At 58.6% G+C, this 17,988-nt stretch carries 14 protein-coding genes and 1 pseudogene; 8 read left to right on the top strand and 7 right to left on the bottom strand.

What is annotated here, in order from left to right:
- Positions 1-53 precede the first annotated feature (53 nt).
- Both PHU01S_RS01110 and vanT read left to right on the top strand, forming a co-directional pair.
- Positions 54-824, top strand: a complete 771-nt coding sequence (locus PHU01S_RS01110; protein WP_373864510.1) for a M15 family metallopeptidase — start codon at positions 54-56, stop codon at positions 822-824.
- On the top strand, positions 814-2,955 hold the full coding sequence (gene vanT, locus PHU01S_RS01105; protein WP_127505637.1) for a serine racemase VanT catalytic subunit: 2,142 nt from the start codon (positions 814-816) through the stop codon (positions 2,953-2,955). The genes PHU01S_RS01110 and vanT overlap by 11 nt, the downstream gene beginning before the upstream one ends.
- A gap of 425 nt (positions 2,956-3,380) precedes the next feature.
- Here the strand turns inward: vanT and PHU01S_RS01100 are convergent, their stop codons facing one another.
- Positions 3,381-3,854, bottom strand: coding sequence for a DinB family protein (locus PHU01S_RS01100; RefSeq protein ID WP_127505635.1), 474 nt, complete (start codon positions 3,852-3,854; stop codon positions 3,381-3,383).
- Between the two features lie 173 nt (positions 3,855-4,027).
- Complete coding sequence (locus PHU01S_RS01095) at positions 4,028-5,437, bottom strand: HEAT repeat domain-containing protein (RefSeq protein ID WP_127505633.1); 1,410 nt, start codon at positions 5,435-5,437, stop codon at positions 4,028-4,030.
- Positions 5,438-5,552: 115 nt separating this feature from the next.
- Between PHU01S_RS01095 and PHU01S_RS01090 the strand changes: the two genes are divergently transcribed.
- A complete protein-coding gene (locus PHU01S_RS01090) occupies positions 5,553-6,380 on the top strand; it encodes a helix-turn-helix transcriptional regulator (protein WP_049867366.1) in 828 nt (275 codons plus the stop codon).
- Between the two features lie 75 nt (positions 6,381-6,455).
- Here PHU01S_RS01090 and pepF read toward each other — a convergent pair whose 3' ends face one another.
- Positions 6,456-8,255 carry an oligoendopeptidase F gene (gene pepF / locus PHU01S_RS01085; protein WP_127505631.1) on the bottom strand — a complete coding sequence of 600 codons (1,800 nt, stop codon included), beginning with the start codon at positions 8,253-8,255 and terminating at the stop codon, positions 6,456-6,458.
- Positions 8,256-8,427: 172 nt separating this feature from the next.
- Here pepF and PHU01S_RS01080 point away from each other — a divergent pair, with 172 nt between their 5' ends.
- Together PHU01S_RS01080 and PHU01S_RS01075 are read left to right on the top strand one after the other, a co-directional pair.
- Positions 8,428-9,081 carry a TetR family transcriptional regulator gene (locus PHU01S_RS01080; protein ID WP_049867369.1) on the top strand — a complete coding sequence of 218 codons (654 nt, stop codon included), beginning with the start codon at positions 8,428-8,430 and terminating at the stop codon, positions 9,079-9,081.
- Positions 9,078-10,358 carry an MFS transporter gene (locus PHU01S_RS01075; protein WP_127505629.1) on the top strand — a complete coding sequence of 427 codons (1,281 nt, stop codon included), beginning with the start codon at positions 9,078-9,080 and terminating at the stop codon, positions 10,356-10,358. The genes PHU01S_RS01080 and PHU01S_RS01075 overlap by 4 nt, the downstream gene beginning before the upstream one ends.
- Positions 10,359-10,519: 161 nt before the next feature.
- Here the strand turns inward: PHU01S_RS01075 and PHU01S_RS01070 are convergent, their stop codons facing one another.
- The gene (locus PHU01S_RS01070; protein ID WP_164762933.1) at positions 10,520-11,254 is read right to left on the bottom strand and encodes a helix-turn-helix domain-containing protein; all 735 of its coding nucleotides are present in this window, start codon (positions 11,252-11,254) and stop codon (positions 10,520-10,522) included.
- A 234-nt stretch (positions 11,255-11,488) separates the two neighbouring features.
- Between PHU01S_RS01070 and PHU01S_RS01065 the strand changes: the two genes are divergently transcribed.
- The gene (locus tag PHU01S_RS01065) at positions 11,489-13,444 is read left to right on the top strand and encodes a glycoside hydrolase family 127 protein (protein ID WP_127505625.1); all 1,956 of its coding nucleotides are present in this window, start codon (positions 11,489-11,491) and stop codon (positions 13,442-13,444) included.
- A gap of 50 nt (positions 13,445-13,494) precedes the next feature.
- Here the strand turns inward: PHU01S_RS01065 and PHU01S_RS01060 are convergent.
- Positions 13,495-13,740: pseudogene (locus PHU01S_RS01060) on the bottom strand (aldose 1-epimerase); the annotation flags it as partial.
- Positions 13,688-15,595: a beta-L-arabinofuranosidase domain-containing protein gene (locus tag PHU01S_RS01055; RefSeq protein WP_049867373.1), complete on the bottom strand. Its 1,908-nt coding sequence runs from the start codon at positions 15,593-15,595 to the stop codon at positions 13,688-13,690. The pseudogene PHU01S_RS01060 and the gene PHU01S_RS01055, both read right to left, overlap by 53 nt.
- Before the next feature lie 172 nt (positions 15,596-15,767).
- On the opposite strand from PHU01S_RS01055, the gene PHU01S_RS01050 reads away from it, so the two are divergent.
- On the top strand, positions 15,768-16,643 hold the full coding sequence (locus tag PHU01S_RS01050) for a helix-turn-helix transcriptional regulator (RefSeq protein WP_127505623.1): 876 nt from the start codon (positions 15,768-15,770) through the stop codon (positions 16,641-16,643).
- A gap of 56 nt (positions 16,644-16,699) precedes the next feature.
- On the opposite strand, the gene PHU01S_RS01045 is transcribed toward PHU01S_RS01050, so the two are convergent.
- Positions 16,700-17,494 (bottom strand): helix-turn-helix domain-containing protein, encoded by a 795-nt coding sequence (locus tag PHU01S_RS01045; RefSeq protein ID WP_246029110.1) that lies wholly within the window; start codon positions 17,492-17,494, stop codon positions 16,700-16,702.
- Positions 17,495-17,627: 133 nt separating this feature from the next.
- On the opposite strand from PHU01S_RS01045, the gene PHU01S_RS01040 reads away from it, so the two are divergent.
- Complete coding sequence (locus PHU01S_RS01040) at positions 17,628-17,984, top strand: DUF6171 family protein (RefSeq protein WP_174806331.1); 357 nt, start codon at positions 17,628-17,630, stop codon at positions 17,982-17,984.
- Positions 17,985-17,988: the final 4 nt, after the last annotated feature.

The following is a 17,988-nucleotide window of genomic DNA, read 5'->3' as shown; positions in this document are numbered from 1 at the left end:
CGCCATGGCGATCCGAACCGGCATCAGCCCTGGCAGAGAGCGTGCGGGTCCCTTTGAAGCAGATGCATGAAGGCTATCTGATTCTCGTCAATCGGAATTATCCGGTCAGGACGGAAGAGATGAAGCTGGCGCCGCTTCCATCCGGCATGATCCAGGCCTTCAACGCGGAAGAGCCGACCCGTTCCCTGGAGTGCGAATGCGGACGGCAGCTGGCCGCCCTGCTGGCAGCATGCCGGGGCTTGGACAGCATCGCGGTCGTGAGCGGCTACCGTTCCAAGCAGGCGCAGCAGAACCTGTACGACAATTCCATACGGGAAAACGGGATCGCCTTTACGGAAAGCTACGTGGCAAGGCCAGGCGCAAGCGAGCACCAGACCGGCCTTGCCGTCGATGTCGGCCTGGCGTCCGACGGCATGGATTATATCCGTCCATCGTTCCCCACGGAGGGAGCATGCGGACGGTTCAAGAGACTGGCGGCCGATTACGGATTCATCGAGAGATACAAGGAGAGCAAGTCATCGCTTACGGGAATTGCCGGGGAGCCATGGCACTACCGCTATGTCGGCTTTCCTCATGCGGCCATCATGGAGAGGGAGAATATGTGCCTGGAGGAATATGCAGGGTTCATCCGCCAGTTTGCGGGCGGAGACAACCATCTCGCGTTCGGCAACAGGTTTGAAATCTATTATGCGGCCGCCGCCGGCGAGCTGACCTCGGTTCCGATTCCGGCGGCGCATCAAGGCAGCTGGCGCATATCCGGCGACAACTGCAGCGGATTCGTCGTGACGGTGACGTATCCGGGCGGAAAACGGCATGGCGGCTGAAGCCAGGTTCGGCAGCCTCGACCGGTTCAAGCTCCTGGCCGGCCTGCTCGTCGTTGCCAACCATACCAGCCCTTTGACGACGTACAGTCCGTTTGCCGATTTCCTGCTCAGCGGACTTCTGTCAAGGGTTGCCGTTCCCTTTTTCTTCATGGCCTCCGGCTTCTTTTTCTTCCGCTCGCTGCCCCGCAAGCCGTCCCGATGGGCCGCGTTGAAACAGTTTATGTCCCGGATCGGATTCCTTTACGCGGTGGGAATTCTCCTTTATCTGCCCCTTAATGTGTATTCAGGGGATTTCAACTCATCCCGGAATTTCGGTTCTTATGTCAGCGGCCTCTTCTTCAACGGCACCTTCTATCATCTCTGGTACCTGCCCGCTCTCATGATCGGAGTCGGCATCGTCTTTGGGCTGAAGGCCGCGCTTCCCGGCAAGGCTGTCATAGGCATTGCGGCCGGACTGTATGCCATAGGCTTGCTTGGAGACAGCTACTTTGGTCTTACGGCGTCCGTAAGCCCCGCTCTTGCCGCGGTTTTCAACTCCTCGTTCCATTGGTCGGACTACACGCGCAACGGCATCTGGTTCGCTCCGCTGTTCATTGCGATGGGAGCCGGCGCTGCGCAACGGTCTCTTCCGCCCGCTTCCGCTCCCAAGCTGGCCGTTGCATTCCTCTTCTTCCTCGCGCTCACTCTGATTGAAGGGATCTGGCTGAAGCAAGCGGACTTCGCCCGTCTGGGAGCCATGTATGTCTTTCTGGTTCCTGCCATGTACAGCCTCTTCCATCTGCTATTGAGGCTGGGAGGCAAGAAAAGCCTTCTTCTCAGGCAGCTGAGCACCTGGATCTACGTCGTTCATCCATGGATGATCGTTGCCGTTCGCGGAGCAGCCAAGCTCCTTGGCTTGCAGGCTCTGCTCATCGGCAACAGCCTGATCCATTTCATCGCGGTCGCTGCAACGTCTGCGGCTCTATCGTTAGGAGGTGTCATCATGCTCACCAAGCTCAAAAGCACAACCGCCGCGCGCAGCCGCGCTTGGGCCGAGATCGACCTGGCCAATCTGGACCATAACGTGAAGGAATTGCAGCGCATCCTTCCTTCGGGCACCGCCTTGATGGCTGTCGTCAAGGCGAATGCTTACGGCCATGGAGCTGCACCGGTAGCCGAGCGGCTGTACAGTGCCGGCATCTCTTCCTTTGCCGTGGCCGAGATCGACGAAGGGATCGCCCTGCGCAGGCAAGGCATCCAAGGCGAGATTCTCGTTCTGGGCTACACCCCGTCGGACCGGCTGGACGAGCTTCTTCATGCCGATCTCGCGCAGACCGTCGTAAGCGCGGAAGATGCCGAGCGCCTGCAGGCATTCGGCAAGAGAATCAACGTCCATATCAAGATCGATACCGGCATGAACCGCCTCGGAGAGCCGTTCGGCCATACGGAAAAAATTTTATCGATGTACAGACACAGCCATCTGCATGTCATCGGCACTTTCAGCCATTTGGCATGCGCGGACAGTCCCGACGAGGAAGACCGGGCTTTTACCCGGCTCCAATATGAACGGCTGCTGGAAGTCGCGGCGAAAATCCGGTCCGCAGGACATGACCCGGGCAGGCTCCATATCCAGAACAGCAGCGGCATTCTCAACGGCTTCGGATGGAGCTTCGACACAGCGCGTCCAGGCCTTGCCTTGTACGGCTTGAATTCCGCTCCGGAAGGCCGGATTCCGGCCGATATCGAGCTGCGCCCGGTTCTCTCCCTCAAGGCCAGCGTGACGCGGGTGAGCCGGGTCGAATGCGGGGAAGCGGTCGGATATAATCGGGGCTTCACGGCTTCCCGCGCCACTGTGCTGGCTACCCTGTCGATCGGTTACGCCGACGGCATCCCGAGAAGGCTGGCGGAGACAGGCGGCTCGGTTCTGCTGCATGGCAAGCGCGCGCCAATCGTCGGACGCATCTCGATGGATCAGATGACAGTCGACGTGACGGAGATCGAAGGAGTCAGGCAAGGAGATGCCGCTACGCTGATCGGCCGGGACGGAGCCGAAGCCATTGCGGCCGAAGAGGTGGCGGCATCCGCCGGAACGATTGTGAACGAGGTGCTCAGCAGGCTGGGACCTCGGCTGCAGCGGATATACTTGTCTTAAGCGGATGCCGCTCCATCTGCATTATTTTCTCTTCCCAGCCCGCAGCGAATCATAATCAAATTACCGGCGTGCGCGGAAAGAGCGGCGCAGCTCCTCTACCCAAAGCTCCGAAATCTCCCAGGGGTTGAAGCGGCCTCCCTTGCCTCCATTCCGATCAAGCTTTTGTCCGGCTCGTGGATACTGGCGATGAGGCGACGACGCTTTTCACGGTCCAATCGCCCGGATAAGAGGAACCGGCGGGTGAATCGGACACGAAAGCGGATGGCGATGATTTCGGCGGTTCGTTTCCTGATTCGGGAACGAACATTTAACCGCGAATAATGTCTTTTTTGCAGGCTGGAATCCCTTAAAAGGCATCGTTTCGTTGAGATTTCATGTCCATTCCGTCTTGTCGCCTATCCTTTTGCGCAGTCTTGTCGTCTGTCCTATTGCGCTCTCTCGACTGCTTGTCTCTTTAGAGCCTGAATAGCTCCGATATGCAGCCCTTCATGAAAAATCGTACGGATAAGCACCTGCTCGACGGTGTGCATCCCCATTTCGGTCGGCGGTAATTCCTCATCCAGTCGATCCTGATATCGTTCTTGAATCTCGGCAGGCTGCTGCTCAAGCATCTGCAGAAGCTCGGAGAAGGAAGGCGTCTCCGTCGTGAACGAGGACGGGCTTGAGCCGTATCCGAACCACAGATTGAAGGCTGCGGCAACCGGCTGCTCCTCTTGAGTGAGCGCATGAATCCAGGCGTATTGATCCGTGAAAATGTGGCCCAGGTTCCAACGGATGTTATTGTTGAAGCCAGCCGGAATCACCTCGGCCTGCGCTTCCGTCACCTCCGCGGCAAGCTCCAGGAGCTCCCTTCGATAAGCGTGCAGCTGTTGGAACAACACCTCATGTCTAGAATTCATTTGTTCCCCACCCTTTCTTAATCTCTATATTACAATTGGATAAAGCCCGTTGTTTTTCCTACAGGCGCATAAAAAAACAGGAGCGGCTTCATGCCGCTCCTGAACATTCCTTCGTGACCTTGCTTCCTTTCATCCGCATCGGGCTGAGTTGTGCAGTCAGACAGAGCCTGCGATCAGAACGTGCTGACCTTGGTCGTATCGGAGCACCAGCGCAGGTTGAACAGCTCGCGGAACAGAACCTCCCGCGCTTCCGGGCTGTCGATGTAGCGAAGAGCCTCCGCCGCATGTCCTCGTACATAGCGGTTCGGATCCTGCAGAGCTTCAGCCAGCTCAGGCACGGCATCCGCCGCCGCTCCCTTCAAGCGCAGCAGCGAGAGAGCCGCCATGAACCGCACTTGATTGTCCTCGTCGCGCAAGCCCCGGATGAGCGCCGGCACGATGCGCTCCGCCGGACTTCCGATCATTCCGAGCGAATCGACGACCTGGCGGCGAACCTCGGCCGACTGTCCGGATAACAGCGCGGCAAGCCTCGGTACCGCAGCTCCGGCTAGCTCTCTCAGCTCGCCAAGGGCGAATGCGGCATGACAGACCGTCGCGGCGTCGGAACTGTCAAGCGCTGCCTGCAGGCCGGCGACCGATCCTCTTCCGGCAGCCGACAGGCCGTAGGCAGCCAATCGGGAAATTCGGCTGTTCTCCTGCCGGAGAGCCTCCTCCAGAGCGGCGATTCCTCCTTGGCCTCTGGCTGCCAGGCTGTAAGCCGCGTTGAGGGCTGAGCGCTCATCCGATCCTGCCAGAGCGGCCGCAAGCCTTTCAACGGCTTCCGCATCGTCCGGCTGCGTATCGGCCAGGCTGCCGATTCGTCCGGAGAGCCAGTTCCACGTCTCTTCCCAGATGACAGCCTGATGAGATTCCGCGGCTGCCGCTTCTTTCGAAGGCGCCCAGATCGGATTCCGGCAGTCCCAGGATGGAGCCGACGGCGCCGTCGTGCGCATGAATTCAAACTTCAGCATATAACGGGGCTGGCCAAGCACGTTGGCTGTGGAACGATGCCAGATGTCGTAATGGATGAGAGCGAAGGTGCCGGCGCCGCCCTGCGCAGTCACTTCCTCCTTCGGATTCTCGTCCTCGAACATGCGGGACTCCAGCAGCTGGGTGCCCGGGAAGATCCCTGTCGGTCCGAGCTCGACAGGGGTGTCCTGCGGGAAATACATGATCATCGCCCACCAGGGATGATGGTTTCTCATCCGGTCGTAGCCCCAGTAGCTGTCCTTATGCCAGCCTCCCGGCTGCGGAGAGGCGTTGAAGTGGCCGTGGCGGTGGGTGTGCAGCAGGTAATCGGGACCGAGCACGCTGGTAAGCGCGCCGGTCACGACCGGATGGTCGAATACTTTCTGCAGGTCCCGTATCCGGGGCAGAATGTTGTTGCCGGGATTGCCTTCCTCGTTGTAAACCTCGTTCAATTGAGACACCAGGCCGTCATGGAACTCCTGCGGAAAGTCGGTTTGGAGCAGCAGCACTCCGTCGCGGATAAAGGCTTTCATTTGTTCGTCTGTGAGCAAAGCCGGCTTGTGGTTATTGGTCATGATCGATGTCCCTCCCGGAATCTGATACACTGATTATAGTTCGCGGTTCCGAGGGGGAGAATGGAAGTTCCTAAGGGATTAGGGGACAAAACTAAGCAATGGGGCTGGACGAATCATGCTTCGACAAGAAGAATCCACTCTGCTGGAATTGCTCGACAATCTGCAGGTTCGGGTTCAGGTCGCCCACCGCACCCAGTGCACGGCGGACTGGCGGGATCTGGACTTCGTGCCGGAATTCAACCGGCTTTACTTCATCCTGGACGGGACAGGCTGGCTCCAGGTGGACGGCCGGGAGTGCTTTCCGAAGCCGGGCCAGCTGTGCCTGATGCCGGCCTTCGTCAAGCAGTCGTATTCGGCTGTCGCGGACAAGCCGCCTTTCTCCAAATACTGGTGCCACTTCAATGCCGGCGTCGGCCCGTTCGACTTGTTCCAGTGGATCGACGCCCCGCTCTGCATCGATGCGCCGGACCCGCAGCGGATGCAGAGCCTGTTCGCCGAGCTGGCGGAGCTGCATTCCAGCCCCTCCCTCGTTTCGCTTCTCCGGGAGAAGGCGGTCATGCTGGAAATCCTGTCCTCCTTTCTGGAAAGCATCCCGGTGCAGGTGCTCACCCATCGGAGCGAGGACATGCAGAGAATCCGCATCATCCAGGACTATGTGGAATCCCATCTGCAGGAAAGCTTGAGCATCAACGATCTGGCGGCTTCCCTTCATCTCCACCCGAACTATTTCATTTCGTACTTCAAGAAGCACTTCGGGATGCCGCCGGCCAAATACATCAGCCGCAAACGGATGGACATGGCGCGCAAGCTGCTTGCCTCCACCTCCCTCAGCATCAAGGATGTCGCGGAACGGACCGGATACCCGGACACCCACTATTTCGCCAAATGCTTCCGCAAGGAAACGGGACTCAGCCCGACGGAGTTCCGCTCATCCTATGCATGACAAAAAAAACCAGCTTCAGCCGATCCCGTCGGCAAAAGCTGGTTTTTTTATCGTTGGCCCGCAGCGCGAGGCCGGTCAGTACAAGCTTTCCAGCTCGTCGATCAGGGAGCCGACATAGGCTGCGGCGGTGCGGATCGGATCGGGCTTCGACATATCGACGCCTGCGAGCCGGATCAGCTCAAGCGGACTCATCGAGCCGCCTGATTTGAGAACCTCCAGCCAGCGATCCACCGCGGGCTGTCCCTCCTCCCGGATGAGCTGCGCTGCCGCCGTCGATACGGTCAGTCCAGCCGCATAAGTGTAAGGATACAGGCTCATATAATAATGCGGCTGGCGCATCCAGGTCAGCTTGGCATCGTCATCGATGACGACATCACCGCCCCAGAACGAAGAGAGGATGTCTCCCTTCAGCTCGCACAGCTTCACGGCCGTGATCGGCACGTCCTGCATGGCGAGGCCGTAGACTCGGCGCTGAAGCTCGCCTTCGAGCAGGTGGGTGACGAAGTTGTGGAAATAAGTGCCGAGCAGCTGGGATATGACCCAGCGGCGCATGCGGGGATCCTCCGAGCGCGACAGCAGATGGTCCGCCAGCAGCAGCTCGTTCATCGTCGATGGCGCTTCGATGAAGTAAAGCGACGGCCTGGCGTTCGTCGGGCGCTGATAACGGCTTCCAAGCATCAGATGGCCTGCATGCCCGATTTCGTGGGCGAGCGTGAATGCGCCTCTCATGCTGTCCGCCCAGCTGATCAGAATATAGGAGTGGACGCCGGGAATCGACATGCAGAACGCGCCGGTTCTCTTGCCGGCGTTGTCCGCATAATCGACCCAGCGGTCCCGGAACGCATCCGACACGATCTCGCCGTACTCGGGACCAAGGACGGCAAGAGCTTCCTTGATCAGCTCTCCCGCTTCCTGGAACGTAATGCCGGGACTGAAATCGGGGTCGAGCGGAGCTTTCAGATCCGCGAACGTCATCTCGTCCAGCTGAAGCACCCGCTTCTTGAGCGCCGCGTACTTGCGCATATGAGGCGCCAGCTCTTCCTGCAGAATGTCCAGGATGTTGGCGTACATTTCGGTCGTGACCTGCTGCGGCGTCAAGAGCATGTCCGTGACGGAATCATATCCCCGCAGGCGCGACTCGATCACCTGCCGCTTCACTTCGGTGCCGTAGGCTTCGGCGAAGGTGTTGCGGTAGCTGCGCAGCGTTCCGCTGAACGCTTTGAACGCATTGCGCCGCAGCTCGGTATCCGGCGATTCCGCGTATTTGTTCTCATAGAGCGCAAACGAAACCGGCAGCTCATTCCCGCTGCCGTCCTTCGCGGCCGGGAAGGTCATATCCGTCAGCTTGCCGCGTTCATAGATGCGGTATGGCGCGCCCAGCACTTCGCCGAAGGAAGCCAGAACCTTTTCCGTCTCCGCCGTCAGCCGATGGGGCTTCGTCTGCAGCAGCAGGCCGAGGCTCCGCTCGAAATCCCGCAAAGCGGGCTGCTCGCTCATGTACGCGGCGACCGTTCCGTCCGGGAGCGAGATGATTTCGGATTTGATGAAGGAAAAGGCGGAGCCGGCCTGCGAGGAAAGATCGCGCGCTTTGGCGGCGTTCATCTGATTGTCCGGATCGATGCTGTCTCCGGATTGATGCAGATGGGCATACGCGTATACCCGGCTGATCCGGCTCTGCAGCTCTTCCTGCGCGACCAGACAGGCGAGCAGCTTGTCCGCGCCTTCGCCCAGCGTGCCTTCGTATTTCGTGACGGAAGGCAGATCCTGCACAATGGCATTCCATTCCTGCTCCCAGGCTTCCTTCGATTCAAAAATGTCGCGCAAATCCCAAGTCGTCTCTGCGTCGACCTCGGACCGGGTCAAGATTTTCGACATGATCAACACTCTCCTTCCGGATATATCCAGGCTTGGCATCTCCAAATATCACCATTGTATCATGGCTGTCTATGCCGCCAACTGGTTTTGGATGGAAAACAGAGTTGAAACTGGAAGCCGTTTTCCCTATACTCAAAATGACACGAAGTTCATTTTGTGGGAGGATACAGGAATGTCGCCCAAACTATCTGACGAACGCAAAGAACGTCGAAGGCAACAAATCCTTGAAGCGGCGAAGCGCGTATTTGCCGAGAAAGGGTTCGGAGCTGCGACACTCAAGGATATCATCGAGGAAGCCGGAATGAGCCGAGGATGGATTTATTTGTACTATCCGACCAAGGAGGAAATTTTTGAGGCGCTCCTGGACCATCAGGATGCCGATCACGAACGGTACCTTGCAGGGCTTGAGGCATCGTCGACATCGGTATGGGAGCTGATCTCCGCTTCGTATTCCATGCGGTTGAATGAATGGGCGAGTTCATCGGATCGCGGCCTCATGCCGGCATTCTACGAGTATTTCCTGGTCGGCTGGAGAGATGAGGCGCGCCGCGAGCTTCTTCGCCGCCGCTACGAGAAGGGCATCGTTCAATTCGCTGAGCTTCTCCAAACCGGCATCGACCGCGGGGAGTTCAATCCCGTGCTGGGCGTGCTGGACATATCCCGGCTTGCCGCTTCTTTTCAAGAGGGCATTGTAACGCATACCTACGCGGTTGGAGCCGCCAAGGCGAATTCCCCGATGCAGATCGAAGCGCTTCTGGACTATTTGAAGTCTCTGCTTCGGCCTGCGACGGACAGCCGCCGGCCATCCAGAGAGGAAACGCTATGAAGACGCTGTTTCGCAATTCGACGTTCAACAAGCTGTTCTTCGCGGCCTTCTCATCGCAGCTGGGCAGCGTAGTCGGCAATATGGCATTCGCCTTCTATCTGGTCGACCGGTACAGCGAAAAGCCTTCGCTGGCGACGACGGCCGAGCTTATGTACTCTCTGCCGACACTGGCGGTATTCTGGATCGTCGGCGTCATTGCGGATCGATTCGACCGCAAGATCATCGCGGCGTACAGCGACTGGATACGGGCGGGCCTTACCGCGCTGCTGCTTCTGTTCGTCCATTTCGACCTGCTGTTCGCCTGCTTTCTGGTTTTGTTTCTCCGCAGCGCGATCTCCAAGTTTTTCGGTCCCGCCGAAATGGGGCTGCTGCAAGGCAGCATCCCTCAGGACGCTTATGTACAGGCATCGGGCCTCAATCAAATGGTGCTGGGCATGTTCATGCTTTTCGGCATGAGCCTCGGCGCGGCCGCCTATCATTTCATCGGAATTGAAGGCGCTATCATCGTGGATGCCGTCAGCTTCCTCGTCTCCGGCCTGTTGATTTCGAGGGGGGATTTCCCTGCCCATGCCCGCACTCCGAACGGAATGAGCCGTCTCCGAGATCTCCGCTTCTCCCTGCTTCTCAAGGAATTTTGGCAAGGCCTCCGGTATCTGATGGGCAATCGGCTGTTAGTGGTCCTGATCAGCGGATTTCTGTTTTTCGGCCTGGTCAACGGCGTGTTCGCCGTGCTCCCCCTCTTTGCCATGAAATACAAGCTGAGTCCCGATCAATACGTCGTCCACTCCTCGCTGATTACGGTCTTCCTCGGAATTGGCTTCCTCATCGGCAGCCTGCTCGGCCCATGGATGATACGCCGCCTGACGAGAGCTCCGATTCTGATCGGCGGCCTATTCCTCTCCAGCCTGCTTATTGCCGGACTCGGAATGGCCGAGCGAATCGAAATCTATTTCATCCTCATCCTTTTCGCCGGAATCGCCATCGCCCCGATCAACATCGCGCTCGGGAGCTGGATGCCGGAGCTGGTGCCTCCGGATCGAATGGGCCGTGTCAACGCTTTGATCGAACCGGTCATGATGCTCGGCCATTCGCTTTCCCTCGGGTTTATCGCCTTTGCTTTTCCGGCTTGGATCTCCATTGCTTGGCTGCATTATTCGGTTGCCCTATGCACGGTGGCTGTCAGCGCGTTTTATTTGACTTCTCTTCCCCCGCTTGTCCGCAAGCTTCGGGGCCAAGGAGCCGAGCGGGCTGCGGCGGCCGAAGGAGAACAAGCCTAGCTTTTCGGCGGAGGAGGAGGTTAAGAATTACCTGGAAACCGATTATGGATTGAACACCTGCAGGGTGGCTGGAAAAGCATTTGCAGGCATGACCGAAGACGACGGTTTCTTGCTTGGCCGGATGCATGGAAAGACATCGATTATCCCATATGGATTCAGCCTCAACGATTGTTCAGCGTCGTGCCAGAAAAGGAAAGCCGGTAGGCTGTCGGGGTCAAACCGGTCTTTTTCTTGAACCACTTCGAAAATTGCTTGTCGTCCCCTGCCCCGACTTTTTCCGCTACTTCCTTGACTCCGAGCCGGCTGCCTGCCAGCAGATTCTTGGAGGCGTCCAGCTTCAAGGCGTGGACATAGGCCAGCAGGCTGACCCCGAACTTGCGCTTGAACAGGCGGGCCAGATAGTCTTTGTTGTAGCCGATCCGACTGGCTGCGGATTCGAGGGAGATCGGCCTTTCATGAGCATGCAGCCTTATCCAGGCCAGCAGCTCGGCCAGCCGCGGATCCGTCTCCTGCAGCCCGGCCGAATCATGGAGCTGCTCTCCCAGCTCGATCAGCAGAGAGGTCAGAAAATAGTCGCCCGCAGCCGCGATGGCATATCCTCCACTGGCCGCGTGAAGCAGCTGCCTGGCCAGAATATGAACCCGGCTCGGAAAGGAGCAGCGCGCATGGCGAGGGATCAGGCTTTGAGGCTCCCCCGATGGCGGCTCGGCAGGATCGAAGTGGAACCAGTAGAAGGAAACGCCAGGAGCGGAAAGCTTGTACCCGCGGTGACGCTGCCCTGGAAACAAAATCAGGATGTCGCTTTCCCTCAGCTCCAGCAAGCGGCCGTCCACTTCCAGGAATACGACTCCGGAAACCCCGATCATCAGTTCATGGTCCTCAATGATTCGATCCATATGGGACCAATCCTCGTCGGAAATAAACCTTCCCCCTTCATGAAACCGGTAAGGCTGACGCAAATGCAAGGGCAAATAATCCATCCTCCACCTCCGAGGCTTTCCGCCATGAAGTCCGTTTTTGACACTTAATCTACGGGATTGCCTGCCGACAAAGGCGTCTCCGTTTTTTTATGATGGAATCAGCGAGCCGCAGCAGCGGCCGCGAATCCTTGCATGAAGGAGAATTCCACGATGAGCGATAATAACGCGACGAAGCCTGGAACGAGCGTCCGCGTCGAGGATGGCTACTGGACCCCCTATCAGAGACTGGTGCGGAATACCGTTCTTCCCTATCAGTGGGAGGCTCTCCATGACCGGATCGCAGGCGCCGAGCCCAGCCGGGCGATAGCGAACTTCCGTATTGCAGCAGGGCTCCAGGAAGGACGCTTCGAAGGCTTCGTCTTTCAGGACACGGATCTCTACAAATGGCTTGAAGCCGCATCCTATCAACTCGGATCGGCCTTCGACCCGGAGCTGGAGCGTCAAGTGGAAGAAGCGGCCAGGCTCATCGGAGCCGCCCAGCAGGCCGACGGCTATCTCAATACCTACTTCACGGTGGCCGAACCCGGCAAGAGGTGGACCAATCTGGCCGACTGCCACGAGCTGTACTCTGCGGGACACTTCATCGAAGCCGCTGCGGCCCGCTATTCCTGCACAGGAAAGACGGACCTGCTCAACATCGCCGTCAAGCTCGCGGACCATATCGACTTCGTATTCGGACCCGAGCCGGGCAAGCTCCGCGGCTATGACGGCCACCAGGAAATCGAGCTTGCGCTCGTCAGGCTGTACGAAGCCACAGGCGAGCGGAAGTACTTGGATCTGGCCGGCTTCTTCATCGACGAGCGAGGACAGAAGCCGGACTTCTTCCATCTGGAATGGGAAAAGCGCGGCCGTACCAGCCACTGGCATCCAGGCGTACAGAAAACCCCGCCCTCTCTGCACTACCATCAAGCCCATCTGCCCGTCAGGGAGCAGGAAACGGCGGTCGGCCATGCCGTCCGGGCTGTCTATATGTACGCTGCGATGGCCGACCTGGCCAGGCTGCGCCAGGACGAAGGACTGCTGGCTGCCTGCAGGAAGCTGTGGAGCAGCATCGTCCATAAGCAGATGTACGTGACGGGCGGCATCGGGTCCACTCCCATCGGGGAAGCGTTTACAATCGACTACGATCTGCCCAACGACACGAACTATTCGGAGACATGCGCCTCGATCGGGCTGATCTTCTTTGCCCGGCGCATGCTTCTGCTCGAAGTCAGCAGCGAGTATGGAGATATTATGGAGCTTGCGCTGTACAACACGGTCTCTTCCGGCATGTCGGCAGACGGCAAGCATTATTTCTACGTCAACCCGATGGAAGTCTGGCCGGAGGCCAGCAGAGGGAATCCCGGCAAGCACCATATCAAAACGGAAAGGCAAGCCTGGTATGGCTGCGCCTGCTGTCCGCCCAATGCCGCGCGGCTCCTCTCTTCCCTGGGACATTATATTTTCACATCGGATAACGAGAACCTTTATGTTCATCTCTATATCGGCAGCGAGGCTGAAGTCCAGCTCGTCGGCGGCAAGGCGGCCATCAAGCTGGAGAGCGGAATTCCGTGGAAGCCGGAAGCGAGCCTGACCATCACGGATCTCCCAGCCGGCAACCCGTTCTCCATTGCGCTTCGGATGCCTGCCTGGTCCAGCACCCTCCGCCTCGAAATCAACGGGCAGGAGGCCGATCCGGACATCAGGAGCGGGTATGCTTATCTGTACAGGCGCTGGGAGCAGGGCGACGTCATCGACATCGGCTTTGCCATGGAGCCCCGGCGGATTTACAGCCATCCGCAGCTTCGGGCTGATGTCGGCAAGGTAGCGCTGCAGCGCGGTCCAATGATCTACTGCCTGGAGGAAGCCGACAACGAGGCCCCTCTGGCCGCGCTCTCGCTGCCTTCAGTTTCCGAGATTACGGAGGTTCCTTCTGAGTGGAGCACCGGAGCAGTACTGCTGCAGGCTCGCGGCGAGAGGCTGCGCGCTCCGCTGGAGGAGGAAACTTCCCTGTATCGTCACTCTCCACCCGTTGTCGAAACCTGCAAGCTCACCTTTGTCCCTTATGCTCTCTGGGGCAACCGGCGTTCTGGCGAGATGGCCGTCTGGCTGCGTGAATCGCTTTAGTCCGTCCGAAAACAAGCTCTTGTCACAGCCAATCGTCCTTTCCTTGCGGCTTACATTTCAAGGACGTAGAGGCGTGAAGTCTCTTCCCATATCTCTCCCGGCTTCAAAGAGACGAGGCCGATGGCTTCGGGATCCATGCCGACGTTCGGAGCGTTGACCAGATTGATCTGGGGCTCCGGACAGAAGAAGCCTTCGGCCGCTTCGTTGTTCCAAATCATCCATAGCCGATAGGAAGTCCCGGCGTCATAGATGAGCTTCTGCCCTGCTTGCCGGTCGCTGAGCTCGATCCGGTTGCGATCGAATGGTTGGAAACTCCCCGACCCGAAGCTTCGCGCCGCCGTAAGGAACGAGGATGATCTCTTGTTCCTTCTGCCCTTCCGCATCGGGATTCAGAGGCGGGGAATCCGCATTGTTCCCTGCCATCGGCCAATTGCGGACGAGCCTGCCCTTGGTCTTCAGCTTGACGGGAGACTGCTCCGCGAGGAAAGGCTGGGAAGGAATCTCTCCGCTCGCGAATTCGAAGCCCGCGCCTTCGACAAGCCCGTACCGCCATGCTGTCGTCGGATAGATCTCCCAATCGCTGAATTTCTCCCGAGAGATATGCGGCAGCCAGTTCTCGCCAATGGGAAGCGCGTATACAAGCGGGCCGCGTTCCACGCTGAGCGCATACAGATTGCGCGAGATCAGCTCGACCTTCATCGGCAGGCTCAGCTCGACGGCATCGCCGTCGTTCCACTCCCGCTCCACGAGCGCAAAGCCATGGTCAACCTGCAGCTGCACATGCTTGCCGTTGATGGACAGAGCCGGCTCCGCGCACCAAGCCGGGATGCGCAGATGCAGGGCGAACTTCTCCGGTCCGGCGAGCGACAATCCGATGGAGACGTTCTCGCGGAACGGATACCCGCCGCCGACGGTCAGCTCGGCTTCGCTGCCGCTCCCGACAACGGCCTTCACGATGCATGGAATGTAAGAGACGGCGGCAAGTCCGCCTCGGCGGTCCGACATCCAGGCATGCGCGGCCAGCTTGGGCCAGCCTTGATGCATATTGGCCGTACAGCAGCCGAAGTTCGGCTCCAGGCCGAACAGATTGGCCTCGTCGCCGTTGCTCCAGTCCCGTTTGGCTACGTTGCAGATGATCTGGTTGACCTGCTGGTCGTATTGATGGGAAGTCCAATCGGCCGATATCGCTGCAGGAAGCGCGTTGAAGGCGACCTTCTCCAGGATGTCTCCGAACCGTCCATCCCCAAAAATGCGAACCAATTGCTCCAAGGTGAACATGTACTCGACGACGGCGCATAGCTCCACGCCTTGGGAAGGATGCGTTCCGGACAGCCATTCATCGCCGGAGAACATGCCATGGGCCTGGCCGTGATAAGCCATCAGGCTGTCGATGCCGCGGTGGACGGCCGATCGGAGCTTCTCGTCGCCTGTCAGCTCGTAGAGCAGGCCCGGCGTCTTGATTCCCATCGCCACGTTGACGACATGCGTGCGGTGATCCCAGTGCTCGACCTTCCGCCAGAACGGAAAACGATCCAGAATGGCGGTCCAGTCCGTCGTTTGTTCCGAAACCGTTTGCGACAGCTCCAGAAGAAAAGGCTCCTTGGTCCTGCCGTATGTCCAGTGAAGGGCAAGCATCAGCTCCGCTCCGCGCGGAACGGCCCAGTTCTTGAGCGGATGGTGGTGCATGTTCATATGCATATACCGGAAAAATCGGATGAGGAAAGGAACGATGCGGTTGTCGCCGGTCGCTTCCTCGTACTGGATCATGACCTTCATCATGATCATGTAATGCCACCAATCCTGGCTTTTATCGATATCCTCGTTGACAGACTGTATCCGGTCCGGGCCGAACGAGCCGTCCTCCCGCTGGCTGGCCAGCGACCATTCGATCCAGCGCCGGGCCTTGGCGATCAGGCGCTCATCCTGAAGCAGATAGGCGAGCGGTACGAGCCCGTCCAAGTAATAGGGCCCGCGCTCCCAGCTTTCCCCCGAGCCTCCGATCCAGCCGTTGCCGGGACCGACATCGTCCCAATGCTCCTCCAAATGACCCGTCAGGCCGTCCGCCTGCAGCCGCAGCTGATCCTTCATCCAGCCAAGCGGCAGAACGCGGCCAAGCGGCAGCGCCTCGTATGCCGAACTGTTCAAGCTCATTCCCGATTCCCCTTTCGGTAGGATTACCAGGGGAATATAGCATAGGCCGATGCATGCCGATAAGATCGAAAGACAACATCTATTTGTCCGATCTGGACTTTAGCGCGAGCAGCAAGCTCTGATATAATAAGCATTTACTTGGACAAATTGATTTTGCATGAAGGAGACGGTTATGTCGGAAATACGTTTTGTCGCGCCGCCGCTGCCTCATTACATCTTCAGCGGCGAAGATTCGTATATGCCTGGAGGCAGCCATCCCGCGCGGAGGGACATCGGCGTGTTCGACCTTCTCGTCGTCGCGAAGGGCTGCCTCTATGTCGCCGAAGAGCAGTCTTCGTTCGATGTGGCTGCCGGCCAATACTTGCTGCTGAGGCCGGATCGCGCTCACCGCTCCTACAGGCCTTGCAGCACTGAAACGCATTTTTTCTGGGTTCATCTGCATACGCTCGGAGCCTGGAGCGAGACGGCCGAAAGTGTGGAGCCGCACGCCGTGACGACTGACGATCCTTTCATCCGCATCCATCAATTCGCCTTTCAGCTTCCCCGGTTCGGCAGCATCGTCCAGCCCGATTCCGTCTACAGCCTGCTGCGCCAGCTGAACCAGCTGCTGGACGAGCCTTCCGCGCTCGACCGTCTGAAGCAGCAGAACCTATTCCAGAACATGCTGCTGACGCTGCTTCAAGGCGCCGTTATGCAGCCGCCCGCGAACCCTCGTCTTGCGATAGCGGAGCAGGCGGCTTCCTATCTTCGCCAGCATTACCGCGAGCCGATCTCCTATGGAGATCTGGCGCAGGCGGTCCACTTTCATCCGAACTACATCTCCCGCTGCATGCGCAGCGTATTCGGCTGCACCCCGCTGTCCTACCTGACCCGGTATCGGATCGAGCAGGCCAAGCTGCGCCTCATCCATACCGACGAGCCCGTCGGCTCCATTGCCGAGGAAGCGGGCTTCGGCTCCTTCCCCTTCTTCGTGCGCACCTTCGCCAAGCATACCGGCTGCCGGCCGCGGGAATTCCGCAGGAAGCATCGGACGATCGGCGATCGCTGAGCGGAGCTCAGGCGTAAGCCGCTATGCCGGAATTCAGTTGCGGAGCGCCGCAGCGGTCACGGCTTCTTTTCGAGACTGGACACCCTGTATCCCCTCGGTGTGACGCCGATGAATTTCTTGAACTGGCGCATGAAGTGGGTGTCATTGTCGTATCCGCATATTCCCGATATCTCCGCTACAGACAGGCGGCTGTTCACGAGCAGATACTGGGCATACTCCAGTCTCCCTCCGATGATGTCGGCCATGACCGACACCCCGAAAAACTGCTTGTACACATGCTGGAAGTACGATTTGCTCATATTGACGCGCGCTGCGAGCTCTTCCACGGAGACTCGGATCTGAGGCGAATTATGGAGCTCGCTCCGCAAGTCGACAAATGCTCCGTAGTAATGGTTCTGCCCTTCCGGAAGCGTCCAGCCTCCCTTCGAATTGCAGATCTTCATGAACAGGCTTCGGAGTTCAAGATCCAGTATGGAGGCTGCAAGCTGTCCTCCATGGCTGCTGATCCTCTGCAGCTCGATGATGCATCTGGAGATGAGGTGGGAATCGATCGCCTTTACGGGCTGGTTGATCGGGTAGTGGATATCCCGAAGCCATTCCTCCATTCCCGCGCCCTCGCAGTGAAGCCAATCGTTGACGAAAGGCGGCTCGATTCCGGCATAACGATGGGAAGATTCGGGATGGATCAAAATATGGGTGCCGGACGGGACGACCGTGCGGACTCCTTCCACGATGACTTCCGACTTGCTGCGGAAGAAGACGAACGCGAAGTTGCCCGCGCCGCGGGGACGATCGATGGCAAGCCCGCCTGGATGTACATAATGGTATCCGCAGCTGACCAGATGGAACAAGGCTGACATTCTCCTCTCTCAGCACGATAGGTCAGTTTTTAGAAGATCATAATGGATGGTTTAAAGCCGCTGTAGACCGATATAATCATACCAGAACGATAGAGAAAGCGTATACAAAAAGGAGGCTGGAAGCATGTCGGAGAGCATGCAGACCCGAGACCGAAACATCGCCCGAGAGGCCGATAGGGCAGCCGGCAGCGAAAGCTTGTGCAAAGGCTGCCGCGAGAGCGTCGCCGTTCCGGAATCGCATCTAGCGAGAATCTTGGCCAAGATTCGTCCCGAAGACAGCGTGTCCGAATTTCTGTACGAACAGCGGCTGTCCGCGTGCGGCTCATGCGAGAGCTTGTCTTATGGGACGACTTGCATGCACTGCGGCTGCCTCGTTGCCATCCGCGCCAGGCTCAAGACGAGTCATTGTCCGCACCCTTCGGCCGGCAAGCGCGCAAGCTGGGTACTGGCCGTTCAAGCAGAAGCGCACGCTCAAATTTGAGAGG

The sequence above is a fragment of the Paenibacillus humicus NBRC 102415 genome (genome assembly GCF_004000905.1).
GTDB lineage: Bacteria > Bacillota > Bacilli > Paenibacillales > Paenibacillaceae > Paenibacillus_O > Paenibacillus_O humicus.
This window is presented reverse-complemented; position numbering and strand designations above follow the sequence as displayed.